This is a genomic window from Clostridium sartagoforme (genome assembly GCF_039521405.1).
In the GTDB taxonomy this organism is placed as follows: domain Bacteria; phylum Bacillota; class Clostridia; order Clostridiales; family Clostridiaceae; genus Clostridium; species Clostridium sartagoforme.
Genome location: NZ_BAAACH010000038.1, coordinates 263698 through 277027, shown reverse-complemented (window position 1 = coordinate 277027; position 13330 = coordinate 263698). Strand labels below are relative to the sequence as shown.

Here is a 13330-nt window from a genome sequence, read left to right as displayed (position 1 = left end):
TTGTACATTATATATCCCTACATTGTAAATATAATATATTTTAACACTTTTTTACTTACTTTCTATTGATATACATGAAATATATTGATATAATTTTTTCATTCTAACTTTATAGTATAGGAGGGTATAATATGAGCTATAATGAGTTAACAGATCCTTATGAAATTGCAAAATTTATAAAGGACTCAAAAAAAACAACACCTGTTAAAGCATATGTTAATGGAGATTTAAGTAATGCTAATATACAAGATATAGAATGGTATGGAAATAATAACTTTTATATTCTTTTTGGAGAACATAATGTGGTAAATGAATTTATTAATAATAATAATAAACTTATTAATTATTATAGAATTGAAAATGATAGAAGAAACTCTGCTATTCCTATGTTAAATCTTGTAGATGTAGATGCTAGAATAGAACCTGGTGCAATAATAAGGGACAGAGTGAAGATTGATAAAAATGCTGTTATTATGATGGGGGCCGTAATAAATATTGGCGCAGAAATTGGTGAAGGCACTATGGTAGATATGAATGCAGTAGTTGGTGCTAGGGGGAAACTTGGTAGAAATGTTCACCTTGGAGCTGGAGCTGTAGTTGCAGGAGTTTTAGAACCACCAAGTAAGTCGCCTTGTGAAATTGGTGATAATGTGCTAATAGGTGCAAACTCTGTTATATTAGAAGGAGTTAAAATAGGCGATGGTGCTGTTATAGCTGCTGGATCTGTTGTTGTTAAAGATGTTCCTTCTGGAGTAGTTGTGGCTGGTAGCCCAGCTAAAATAATTAAAATCGTTGATGATCAGACAAAGGATAAAGTGAAAATTTTAGATGATTTAAGAAAATGATTAATACATAATAAAAGGTGAAAAGTTTAACTCTTCACCTTTATTTTATACTACATTACTTCTTGTTCAGTAACTTCATGCTCTGAATCTAAATTATCATTTTGAACCTTCTCCATCTTTGATACAGAAACTTCATATGCTATCTTTTTCATTACTTCTGTGTCATTAACCTTCTTTTGATATTCTCTACTTTGTAATCTTCCCCAAACTCTAATATTATCTCCAACCTCTAAAGTTTGGCAGAATCTTGAATTTCTTCCCCATGCTATTGTAGGAATATAATCTGATTTATTATATGCTCTATTTACTGCTAATAGTACATCAGCAATTTCTCTCCCAAAGGGAGTTGTCCTATAAACAGGTTCCTTACATATATATCCATCTAAGAATATTTCATTTGGATTTTTACTTCTTTCAATACAAGGTTCAATATTTCTTGCAAATACAGTTAATATGAGTTTATTAGCTCCATCAACAAACTTATTATATGATCTTAATTGACCATCTACTATTATTTCCTTATCAATAGATAAATCCATATTAGCAATTAGTCGTTCTGATACTGTTATGTTTAAAACATCAACTGAATCACTAAGCCTCATAACCTCCATTGAAAACGTATAAAACCCTTCCCCATACATTTCATGGCTAAATTCCAATTCTGATATTACTTTTCCCTCTAAATAAATCTTATTATTTAACATCAAGTTGTCCATCACTAACCCCTCTCTCCCTTAGTAATAAATTTAATCGATTGTAATTTTTGTAACCCCACTGGATATATTTCCATTATAATACATTATATCATCATTTTTCAATATTTTTTATTTTATTTTTTTATTTGCTCGCCTTTATCATCAACATAATAATTTTCATAATATATGATATCTCCTACTGTAGCAAAAGAATATCCACTATCTTCAAGACTTTTTATTATTCTATCTAAATTTCCCGGCGTATATTTTGCATTATTATGGAAAAGTAAAATTGATCCTGGGGCTACTTTTTTAATAACTCTATTATACTCTTCATCAGCACCCCTTTCTTTCCAATCAACAGAATCAACATCCCATTGAATGCATTTATAGCCTTTACTACTTACATAATCAAAAGCTTTTTTATTATAATCCCCACTAGGAAATCTAAATAATTTAGGCTTAATCCCAATTGTTTCTTCTATTATTTTATCTGTTTTTTCTAGTTCTTCTTTCATCCTATTTTCATCAATTTTAGTGAACATAGGATGTATATAGCTATGGTTTCCTATTTCGTGGCCTCCTTCCTTTATCTTAATAAGCTTTTCTCTATTTTCTTCACTATAATTTACCCAACCTCCCATAATAAAAAAGGTTGCCTTTACATTATATTTATCTAGTACCTCTAATATGTTATAAATTTCATCTTTTTCAGCCCAATTTATATCAAAACTTAATGATATCACTTTCTCATCTTTATTTACCCTATAGATAGGTCCTTCATTGAAAGTGCTTGAAAAAACATATTTTAGTTCACCCTCAAATAAAATAGAAACAACTATAGTAATTACTAATAGTGATACGCTAATTAAAACTCTATATCTTCTTTTCACAAGAAACTCCTTTAAATTGCTATCATTTATTTATATTCTTTATAAATAATATTAATTACTATAATATAAACTTAGTAAAATTTATGATATAATTAATTTATACTTTCTAAAAAGGAGGTTTAATATGTACGAAAATTCAGCTGAATTGGCAGAAAATAAATTGCTAGTTTTATATGTGATGGAATCTTTAAAATCCCCTATAACTAATACTCAGCTAACCGAAATTATACTAGAAAATAACTTTATAAACTATTTTACACTTCAACAATATATTAGCGAGCTTGTTTCATCAGACTTTTTGAAATATGAAGTAGTAAATGATAGAAATTTAATATGTATAACTGAAAAAGGAGCAAATGTATTATCCTTTTTTTCTGATAGAATTTCAACAATAAAAAAGAAGATAATCGATGATTATCTCCTTACAATGCTTGATTCTATAAAAAAGGAATTAACTATTCATAGCGATTATACTTTAGCTAAGGATAATGGATTTATAGTAGACTTACAAGCTTCTGAAAATAAAAACCTTTTAATTTCTCTTAAGGTATCAGTTCCTTCTAAGAAGCAAGCACTATCTTTATGCAATCGTTGGAAAAACAATCCTTCTGAAATTTATACTAAAATTATGAATTCATTATTTGATGATGAAAACTAATATAAAGTCATAGCATTAGGTTCTTTTCCTACTGTTATGACTTTTATTTCATTTTTATTTAAATCAATGCACATAATTCTTCCTCTTAAATAATCAGATACAAAGGCTATTTCTCTATATATGATTATTGATTTAGGCATACCTCCCAAAGTAACTTTTCTCTGTATTTTATAATTCTTTTTATCTATTATACTAATACTTCCATCAGCAAAATTACAAATATAAATATTTTTATTATCTTCTAAAATATCCATAGGAACTTTTCCAACTTTTATTTTATATACAGATTCTAAATTAGATAATTTGAATATCTCAATATACCCATCTTTATCATCTCCAATATAACTTTCGCAAACATACAATAAAGTTCTATCATTAGAAACTTTTACTTTGGTTGGATATTCTAATGTTTTTATATTTTTAATTACCTTATTAGTATTTACATCAATAACTGATACATTATTGCTTTGAAAATTAGATACGAATATCAATCCTTTCTCTCTACATTTTTCTATATTATTAGGCCAATTATTTACTCCTATATCTAGTACTACTTTTCTTTCTTTTAAATCATAAAGAACAATAGTATTAGATTCAGAACATGATATATATAGATAATTATCATAGTTAACTAAATCATTTGGATGTGCTCCTACATATATACTACTTTCTTCCTTTAATATATTAAGATTTATTATTGATATAGAATTACTATAACTATTAGTTGTATAAGCTATATCTTTTTCTAAACAGATGCTGCTAGGTCCTAAAGGTCTTTCTCCAAGTTCTAAAAACACTTCCTCATTTATCACTTTTTTCCCACTTAATAATTTTTCTAGTGATATCTTATTTATGGAATCACTACCTGTATTACAAACAATCAAAGAATTCATATAGCACCTCCCTCAAATAGAAAATAGTTACTAAGATAAAATTAGTCCATACTATATTGCATAACAATATGTACATTATAATATATGGGTTTCACTCAAAAATGGGACATTTTTTTATCTTTTATATCAAATTTCCACATTTTCTCTTCATTTCTATTTAATATGCATATATAATGAATACTGTATATAATTTAGGAGGTATTTATTATGTTTGTTTATAAAACTAAAGGGGTTTGTGCTACTGAAATACATATAGATGTAGAAAATAGCATTATTAAAAATGTGAATTTTGTTAGAGGTTGTGCTGGAAATCTTATTGCCTTGTCAACCCTAGTTAATGGAATGAATATTGATGAAGCAATAGATAAGTTAAAAGGAATCGAATGTGGAACTAAGGGTACATCTTGTCCTGACCAGCTTTCTAAAGCATTAGACGAATATAAGAAATTGGTATAAAAAAGATTTTATTTTAAAATATATAGTTTTGTATTTTTAAAATTTAAGGAGCTGCCTTACGGTAGCTCCTTAAATTTCTAATATTTTATAATATACGACTTATTAATAAAACTATAAATCCACCTATCATTAATGATAAATTGATTATATCTATATTTATAATTACTTTACATGAATCAACTATTCTTTTTCTATCAATTTCATTTGTTTCTAAACTAATATTTGCTAACCATTGTGGATTGATTTGTCCAAAATCTTGAAGAGACAAGCTCATAGGATTTCCTCCTATAGCCGAAAATATGCCTATCATTAATATAAGTATTCCTTCTACAAAAATTACATCTCTAAAATGATATCCATTAAAACTAGAAATAAGTTGACCTAAAATAATAGAAACTATAAAACTAGTAATACAAACAGTTATGAATCTTGATAAATTTTTTAGATTTTTTTTATACATAGGAATCACCATCCACCTCTCTTTGAAATCAATTACATTATAGCATTTTAGCTGCTTTAGTACAATATTACTTATTGCTTATAAGGTATAGACTAATTATCATTATTTTAAAATTTCATATTTATTTTTAATTAAAATACTAATTAATTTGTATATAATTTTTATTAATTTAAAAGATATTATTCTATGTTATCATATAAATATTTTTATCATATTATTATATTAGATAATATAAAAAGAAGTGGCAATTTCCACTTCTTTTTATATATAATATATTATTGTATCTTTTGATTTTTTATAGTCATTAACTAAATCTTCTAATGTTATAGCTGAAAAATAACCATTTATCTTATCATTAATTTCTCTCCATAAATTCTTGTTTATAAAATCTTCTATTTCATTTTCTTCATCATCATTTATATCTATAAAAATATTTTCACCTTCTAATACTTTTAATATCTCACTTATAGATAATTCACTTGCATTTTTACTTAAAGAATACCCTCCTTGAGCTCCTTTTCTTCCTACTATAATTCCACCTTTTCTTAGCAAAGAAAATATTTGCTCTAAATATCTTTCTGATATATTCTGTCTTTCTGATATTGTTTTTATACTTACATTTTCAGATTCCATATTTATAGCTAAGTCTACTAAGGCTCTTAAGCCATATCTTCCTTTAGTCGAAATTTTCACATAATCACCTTTTTTCCTTTTATTCTACTATCATTATAAAAATTAAATATCTAATTAACCTTTATTATATATATATTTAAATTAATAATCTATATTTTTATAGCACTATAAGTTTAAAGTTGTTTATTTTAGTATGAACTATTTATTTTAACTTATATACCTTATACATTAATAATAAAAGTCATTACTACAAATAGCAATGACTTTATTTTAAATTATTTATATAAATCTGTTGAAAGATATCTTTCACCTGTATCTGGTAAAAGTACTACGATATTCTTCCCTTTATTTTCTTCCCTTTTTGCTAATTCTTGTGCTGCAACTATTGCTGCTCCTGCTGATATCCCTACTAATAATCCCTCTGTTCTTGAAAGATCTTTTGAAGCATTAAATGCATCTTCATTGTCAACAGTAATAACTTCATCTATAATTGAAACATTTAAATTTTTAGGTATAAATCCTGCTCCTATACCTTGAATTTTATGAGGCCCTGGATTTCCACCAGATATAACTGGAGAATTTTTTGGTTCAACTGCAACTATCTTAACATTAGGATTTTTAGCTTTTAAAACTTCTCCAACTCCTGTAATAGTACCTCCTGTACCAACTCCACCTACAAATATATCAACTTTTCCATCCGTATCTCTCCAGATTTCTTCTGCAGTTGTATTTCTATGAATTTCTGGATTAGATGGATTTTCAAATTGTTGTAAAATAACTGAATTTTCAATTGTATCCTTAAGTTCATTTGCTTTAGCTATTGCACCTTTCATACCTTCTGTTCCAGGTGTAAGCACTAATTCTGCCCCTAGAGCTTTTAGAAGATTTCTTCTTTCTAAACTCATAGTTTCTGGCATTGTTAAAATAAGTCTGTATCCCTTTGCTGCTGAAACAAAAGCTAACGCTATACCCGTATTTCCACTTGTTGGCTCTATTATTACTGAATCTTTATTTAAAATTCCATTTTTCTCTGCATCTACTATCATTCCATATCCAATTCTATCTTTTACGCTACCACCTGGATTAAAATATTCTAACTTTGCAATTACTGTTGCTAAAAGATCCTTTTCTGAATTGTAATTAGATAATTCTAATAATGGTGTATTTCCTATTAATTCTACTAAACTTTTTGCTATTTTCATTTTTATCTCTCCTTTATATCCTACTATTCCGATATGTTTATTTATACTTATATATTACTCTTTTTTTTATCATTTGTGAATACCTTTTTATAAATTTGAAGAAAAAATTTATATCATTATTATTGTATGCCTTCTTTAAAATTACTCTTATTTTCTCTTAATGTCTTTTATAAATATCATAAAAAAATTAAATAGTACAAATACTATTATACCTGTTGTAACATATATTTGTATCCCTGATATTTCTTTTAATATATTACTTAATAATTTATATCCTTTATAATTTAGAAATGATGACATTTTTATTGAAGCTAATGTTGCTATTGCCATAGGGAAGGTTAATGCTGAAAAAGATGGCGTAAATTTATAGGAAAAAAATTTAGGAAGCTTTAACAATACGAATAAAAGCGTACCAAAAACTAAAAGATATAATAAATATAATACTAGATTGTTAGCGTTATCTTCAATATTTATATAACAAACCACACAAAGACTTGAAGGAGCAAGCAAAATAGCTTGAGTATGAAATACTGCATCCTTTACAGGAACTTTTATTAATCTTAAAATCATAAATGGTAATATAATTAGTAGAGCCACAATACCATAATATAAAACTATTTTATTTATTAAAGGCTCTTTCATAGAAGCTCCTACAACTACAGAAACCATTATTCCATTATATGTCACATACCAACTTGGAAGAAAAGTATCTTTGTTTAATCCCTTTATTACATTATTATATGTAAATACTACTATATGCACTGCATGCACCCCTACCCCTAAAATCCATAGACCTTTCCCAAATTTATTATTATAATCAAAATAATATGACCCTAGAATCATAGTTATCATAGTTATTCCTGCATAAAGACTAGATGGAACCGTGTTAAAATACTCTTTTTTGCAAGTAGGATAAAATAATAAAATTTTAACTATATAAGTTAATAAAATAACTGTTGCAATCCACATAGTTAAGTGCCTTATCCATATGTATCCTAATAAATAATAAATATTAGATAATGTAGCTGCACCTACCATAGCTGGCACTACCGCAATAGGTAAATTCTCAACTTTTTTCAAAAATAGATTTTCTTTCATGGTTCCCTCCTAAGCCATTTATTAAGCATTGATAATAATGAGGTTTTGATAAAACTAATTAATCTTTTACTTATATAGTTATAAAATATTTATGACTATCACATTATTATAATTATTAATTTCTCATTTAAATCAATATACAAATTCTAAATTTTCTGTTTCATTAAAGAAGTCAGAATAATCAATGTCAAATAAAGGTTTTTTAACTTTATCAACATTTATTTTTTGTTTTATAAGTTGTGTCAATACTCCTACATAAGATAAATCTCCTTGAACTATAGCTCCATAAATTGCTCCATCTTTATAAATTATTTTTCTATAATCCTTACCATCAATATCTACTATTTCTTCATAATCATCGTCAGGCTTTGTAACTATACCTAATGACATAGTAGCCACACCGCAAAAATTCATCGTATTTTTACTAGCGAAGTAATCTTCCATAAATGTTTCTTTTCCAACCATATTATTTGCCGCTATTATTCCTTCTTTAACAGCCGTTGGCCAAATAGGATTTCTTCCTGTTATATCTCCTGCTCCATATACATCTTTAGCATTTGTTTCACCTTTTGCATTTATTATAAGTCCAAATTTATCACATTCAATTCCAGTATCTTTTAAGAATCCTACATTTGCTCTAACACCAGCACAAGCTATAATGAGTTCACAAGGTACTTCTTCTCCTGTATTAAGCTTTATTGAAACTGGATTATTATCATTATCTACAATCACCTTTTCTGCTCTTACACCAAACTTAAAATTAACTCCTTCTTTTCTTAACCTTTCTTCATATACATTTGCAGAATATTTGTCTAATTGAAGGGGAAGCATTCTATCTCCCATTTCAATCATTGTTAAATTCACATCATAATCTAAAAGTCCTGCTAAAGCATCAACTCCAACTAATCCTGCTCCTAAAATAGCAACATTTTTGACTTTCTTAGTAAGCTCTTTAATTTTTATTGCATCATCTAAATTTCTAAGCCCAATTATATTATTAGAAGTTCTTAAATTTTCTATTGGTGGTAAAAAAGAAGAAGCTCCAGCTGCAAGTAAAACTTTATCATATTTTAAACTTTCCTTATTTGATAAAGATAAAACTTTTTCTTTAATATCTATTCCTATAACTTCAATTCCTCTTAACCATTTTATATTATACATATCAAAAAAATCTTTGGGAGTAAAATCTAAATCCTTAATATCTCTTCTACTATCTAAAAAATGATGAAGTATACATCTTGAATATACTCTATCATCTTTTGATACTAAAATAACTTCTGCATCTTTATCATATTCTCTAATTGTTTTAGCTGCATTAATTCCTGATGCTGATGCACCAACTATAACATATACCATTATCTATATACCTCCTCTAAGGTTAAAGCTCCCATAGGACATTTAGCTACACATTGTGGATACTCACTTTCAGTAGATAAGCACATATCACATTTCATAACTTCTCTATTAGTTTGATAATCCATCTTTAATACTCCATAAGGACAAGCCATTATACACATAAAGCAACTTGCACAACGACTTTTATCATAAATTACATAGCCACTTTCATCATCTCTTCTCATTGCTCCAGTAGGGCATGCATATACACATTCTGGTCTAGTACAATGCCTACAGTATATAGGCGCATACTTTCCCTCACTATCAATAACTATTCTACCTCTAGTATCTCTTGATCCGTGAGCTACCGTACAGGCCGTAACACAAGTTAAGCATCCTATACATTTTTTTCTATTTATTTTTATTCTTTTCATATTAATCTCCTAATTTATTTTTTCTATTTTTACTGGTACATACTTATAATTAGGCTCTCTTGAATAAGTGTCAAACACTGATGGTAATACAGAGTTTGACTCTATATAATGCATTGGTACAAAAACATGATCTTTCTTTACAGTTCTAGTTAACTTAACTAGAAAATTATTGCTTAATCCATTAGGTGCAGTTACCTTAACTTTTTCATTTTCTCTAATGCCAAGCTTTTCTGCCGTATCTGTATTAATATTTATATATCCTTCTTTAACAATTATTGCTTCTACTGCTGGAATTTCCCTTGTTCTTGTTTGTGTATGCCATTGACCTGCAGTGGCCCTTCCTGTACTTAAAATATAGGGGTATTCCTTATTTTGCTCATATGGCATTTCACTTATATCCTCATAAATAAATTTTGCTTTTTTACTAGGAGTATAAAACTTTTTATCTTCAAAGAGTCTTCTCTCTTTACTATCTAATTTCTCTCCTTTTCTAAATGGCCATTGTATTCCTTGCGATACTATTAAATCATCATATTCTACTCCTGTAATATCACAAGGCATATCCTTAGTACATTCTCTTATTGTTTCAAAAGCATCCTTTGGAGTTCTCCATTTCTCCAAAAGTTTTCCCATTCCAATAGCTTCGCCAATTCCTAGCATTATATCATAGTCTGATAATTCATTTTCCTTTTTAGGAATTACTGGTTGAATTTTAGATATTCTTCTTTCTGTATTTATGAGAACCCCTTCCTTTTTTAATCCATTTGTTGATGGAAGTATAAGATGCGCATATTTAGCAGTTTCTGTATCGCTATAAATATCTTGAAGAGCTAAGAATTCTAGTTTTTCAGCAGCTTTCTTAAATTCTAAATTATTTATAAAAGATGCTGCTGGATTTGTAGCTATCACCCAAAGAGCTTTTATTTCTCCTTTATTAATGCCTTCAATTATTTGATCATATGGAATACTTGATTTTTTAGGTAACATATCTTCATCAATATCTAAGGCTTCTGCTACAACTTTTCTTCTATCCTTATTACTATATTCTCCGCCTCCGTAAAGTCCTGTTGTATTACTAAATAATCTTGATCCCATAGCATTGCATTGCCCTGTTATTGAATTTGCTCCTGTTCCAGGTTTTCCTATATTTCCAGTCATAAGCGCCAAATTTATTATAGCCTGTGCAGTTCTAACTGCTTGATATCCTTGATTTACCCCCATAGTCCACCAAAACGATACTCTTTTTCCTTCATGAATTATTTTTGCAAGATCTAATATTCTTCCTTTGGATATTCCTGTATGCTCTTCAATATCATTTATATCATATTTTTTAACATGGCTTTTAAAGCCTTCAAAGTCTTCGGTGCTATTTTTTATAAACTCTTTATCTATCCATTCTTTTTCAATTAGCACATTTGCTAATGTATATAAAAGTCTTAAATCACTCTTTGGTTTTAAATCAATCCAAATATCTGCATTACTAACTGTCTCACTTTTTCTTGGGTCAATTACTATAAGTTTTGAATCTTCACCTCTGCCATCAACAAGTCTTCTCCAAAGAATTGGATGAGCTACTACCGGATTACAGCCAATAAATATTGCTACATCGGATAGTTCTAAATCTTCAAAGGTGTATGGCGGTGAATCAAAGCCAAAACTTTGTTTATATGCTACAACTGCAGTTGCCATACAAAGTCTAGTATTTCCATCTCCATTACCACCTAAAAAATTTCTTCCTATATGCCCAGCTAGTGCCATTTCTTCAGTACATAACTGCCCTGTACTTAAAAATGCAAAACTTTCTTTTCCATACCGATTTTGTATATCTTTAATCTTATTCGCAAATATATTAAATGCTTCTCCCCAAGATATATGTTCAAACTGTCCTTTTTTATTTTTTAAAAGTGGCAGTACTGGGTTCTCATAAATAGTATTTTGTTTATCTAAATTAAGACCTTTAATACAACAAAAACCTTTATTCACAGGATAATTCTTTGCTGGTACTACCCTTTCTATAAAATCATTTTCGTTAACATGGAAATCAAAATTGCATGCTATAGAACAATAATTGCAAGTAGATCTAACAATTCTCATATAATTTCTCCTTTAAATCTATCCATTTTATAAATATTATTTCTAATATTTACTTCTTGTATTCATTTAATAAAAATACATAACCTATGTAAAATGAAGATATCATAAAAATATCCATAAAATTAATTTTTTTTGCTACTCTAAAAAGTAAAAAAATCTTAGCATTCAATTATTTCATAACTAAATGCTAAGATGTTTTCGTTACAAGGAAAATACTTTCTTTTCCATATTTGTTAAATTGCACTCATCTCCAACTCTTACTTTTCCGCCCCTTAATACCCTAGTAAATATACCATTTTTCGGCATTATACATTCTCCAACTTGATAATATATAGCACACTTATCATGACATTCCTTACCAATTTGAGTTACTTCTAAAAGTACTTCTCCTACTGTTAATCTTTGTCCAACTGGAAGTTTATTTAGCTCAATTTCATCTATTACTAAATTTTCTCCAAATGCACCAAAATCTACGTCTCCACCTTTATTTCTAAATTCATCAATTTTTTCAAATGCTAATAAACTTACTTGCCTATGCCATTTACCTGCATGAGCATCACCTTCTATCCCAAACTCTTCTATAAAGGTTGCTTCTTCTATTTCATTTTTTAATGTTCCTTTATGCTTACTTGTACATATAGCTAAAACTTTGCTCATATTTCTATCCTCCAATTTGATTCATAAATTTTAATTCTTTGTCTTTACTTTTCTGCATAAATAAATGTTTTTCTGGTTTATCAAAAATGCTATTGTATATTGCAAGTGACAAATCTTTATCAGAAACTCCACTTCTAATTAATTTCTTTAAATCAATACCATAATTGAAATGTAAACATTGTTTCAAAAATCCTTCTGGAGTTAATCTAATTCTATTACATTCTTCGCAAAAGCAATTGCTTATTGCACTTATAAATCCAATTTTACCTTTAGCACCATTTAATTTTATATAAGTTGCTGGACCCCCACTTTTATTTTTTTTAACTTCTTCAAATCTCTTATAATTATTTTTAATAGTTTCTATAATATCTTCATTATTAATTCCTTTATATTTGCTTCCTATCCCAATTGGCATAAGTTCTATAAACCTTACATCTATTGGATTCTTTAAAGTTAAATTAACAAAATCTATTATCTCCTTGTCATTAATTCCTTTTATTATAACAGTATTTAATTTTACTTTAATTCCAAGTGATATACATTTATCTATTGCTGATAGTACCTTTTTCAAATCTCCTAATCTAGTTAATTTCTTAAAGTTCTCTTCATTTAAGGAATCTAAACTTATATTAACACCTTTTAATCCGGACTTCGAAAAAATCTCTAGATTTTCTTCTAGTAATATTCCATTTGTAGTTAAATATATTTCTTTTATAGATGGTATATTATTTATTCTTTGCATAAGTTCTAATATATCTTTTCTAACTAAAGGCTCTCCGCCAGTAAATCGAACTTTTTTTATACCAAGCTTTGCACTTTCACATACTATTTTACATATTTCATCATTAGTTAGTTTATCTTCATTTTTAAGAAAATTATTATCTTTTTCTTCCATACAATATATGCATCTTAAATTACAGTTATCAGTTAATGAAATTCTTAAATAGTCTATTTCTCTGCCATATTTATCTTTCATA

The 13330-nt window shown here is 27.7% G+C and carries 15 protein-coding genes; 3 read left to right on the top strand and 12 right to left on the bottom strand.

The window, feature by feature from the left end; translation table 11 throughout:
* The first annotated feature begins 131 nt into the window (after positions 1-131).
* Entirely contained in the window at positions 132-845 is a 714-nt protein-coding gene (gene dapD, locus ABDZ60_RS16910) for a 2,3,4,5-tetrahydropyridine-2,6-dicarboxylate N-acetyltransferase (protein WP_016206772.1), read from the top strand.
* 50 nt (positions 846-895) lie between these two features.
* Here dapD and ABDZ60_RS16905 read toward each other — a convergent pair whose 3' ends face one another.
* Together ABDZ60_RS16905 and ABDZ60_RS16900 are read right to left on the bottom strand one after the other, a co-directional pair.
* Positions 896-1561 (bottom strand): single-stranded DNA-binding protein, encoded by a 666-nt coding sequence (locus ABDZ60_RS16905; protein WP_040436603.1) that lies wholly within the window; start codon positions 1559-1561, stop codon positions 896-898.
* A 113-nt stretch (positions 1562-1674) separates the two neighbouring features.
* Positions 1675-2433 carry a polysaccharide deacetylase family protein gene (locus tag ABDZ60_RS16900; protein WP_047002171.1) on the bottom strand — a complete coding sequence of 253 codons (759 nt, stop codon included), beginning with the start codon at positions 2431-2433 and terminating at the stop codon, positions 1675-1677.
* Positions 2434-2557: 124 nt separating this feature from the next.
* Between ABDZ60_RS16900 and ABDZ60_RS16895 the strand changes: the two genes are divergently transcribed.
* Positions 2558-3091, top strand: a complete 534-nt coding sequence (locus ABDZ60_RS16895) for a DUF4364 family protein (RefSeq protein WP_047002172.1) — start codon at positions 2558-2560, stop codon at positions 3089-3091.
* Here the strand turns inward: ABDZ60_RS16895 and ABDZ60_RS16890 are convergent.
* Complete coding sequence (locus ABDZ60_RS16890; protein WP_343779741.1) at positions 3088-3984, bottom strand: YncE family protein; 897 nt, start codon at positions 3982-3984, stop codon at positions 3088-3090. The genes ABDZ60_RS16895 and ABDZ60_RS16890 overlap by 4 nt on opposite strands.
* Positions 3985-4191: 207 nt before the next feature.
* On the opposite strand from ABDZ60_RS16890, the gene ABDZ60_RS16885 reads away from it, so the two are divergent.
* On the top strand, positions 4192-4440 hold the full coding sequence (locus ABDZ60_RS16885) for a TIGR03905 family TSCPD domain-containing protein (protein WP_016206768.1): 249 nt from the start codon (positions 4192-4194) through the stop codon (positions 4438-4440).
* Positions 4441-4525: 85 nt separating this feature from the next.
* Here ABDZ60_RS16885 and ABDZ60_RS16880 read toward each other — a convergent pair whose 3' ends face one another.
* The 9 genes from ABDZ60_RS16880 to moaA form a co-directional block, all read right to left on the bottom strand.
* Positions 4526-4900, bottom strand: coding sequence for a hypothetical protein (locus tag ABDZ60_RS16880; protein WP_047002174.1), 375 nt, complete (start codon positions 4898-4900; stop codon positions 4526-4528).
* Positions 4901-5161: 261 nt separating this feature from the next.
* Positions 5162-5593 carry an RrF2 family transcriptional regulator gene (locus ABDZ60_RS16875; RefSeq protein WP_047002175.1) on the bottom strand — a complete coding sequence of 144 codons (432 nt, stop codon included), beginning with the start codon at positions 5591-5593 and terminating at the stop codon, positions 5162-5164.
* A gap of 215 nt (positions 5594-5808) precedes the next feature.
* Positions 5809-6735, bottom strand: coding sequence for a cysteine synthase A (cysK, locus tag ABDZ60_RS16870; protein ID WP_016206765.1), 927 nt, complete (start codon positions 6733-6735; stop codon positions 5809-5811).
* 147 nt (positions 6736-6882) lie between these two features.
* Positions 6883-7833, bottom strand: a complete 951-nt coding sequence (locus tag ABDZ60_RS16865; protein WP_343779736.1) for a TDT family transporter — start codon at positions 7831-7833, stop codon at positions 6883-6885.
* 132 nt (positions 7834-7965) lie between these two features.
* On the bottom strand, positions 7966-9189 hold the full coding sequence (locus tag ABDZ60_RS16860) for an NAD(P)/FAD-dependent oxidoreductase (RefSeq protein ID WP_343779734.1): 1224 nt from the start codon (positions 9187-9189) through the stop codon (positions 7966-7968).
* Positions 9189-9602, bottom strand: coding sequence for a 4Fe-4S dicluster domain-containing protein (locus tag ABDZ60_RS16855; RefSeq protein WP_343779732.1), 414 nt, complete (start codon positions 9600-9602; stop codon positions 9189-9191). The genes ABDZ60_RS16860 and ABDZ60_RS16855 overlap by 1 nt, the downstream gene beginning before the upstream one ends.
* A gap of 9 nt (positions 9603-9611) precedes the next feature.
* Positions 9612-11696 carry a molybdopterin oxidoreductase family protein gene (locus ABDZ60_RS16850; protein ID WP_016206760.1) on the bottom strand — a complete coding sequence of 695 codons (2085 nt, stop codon included), beginning with the start codon at positions 11694-11696 and terminating at the stop codon, positions 9612-9614.
* Positions 11697-11897: 201 nt separating this feature from the next.
* A complete protein-coding gene (locus ABDZ60_RS16845; protein ID WP_343779729.1) occupies positions 11898-12353 on the bottom strand; it encodes an MOSC domain-containing protein in 456 nt (151 codons plus the stop codon).
* A 4-nt stretch (positions 12354-12357) separates the two neighbouring features.
* Positions 12358-13329: a GTP 3',8-cyclase MoaA gene (moaA, locus tag ABDZ60_RS16840; protein WP_343779726.1), complete on the bottom strand. Its 972-nt coding sequence runs from the start codon at positions 13327-13329 to the stop codon at positions 12358-12360.
* Between the last annotated feature and the right edge of the window lies 1 nt (position 13330).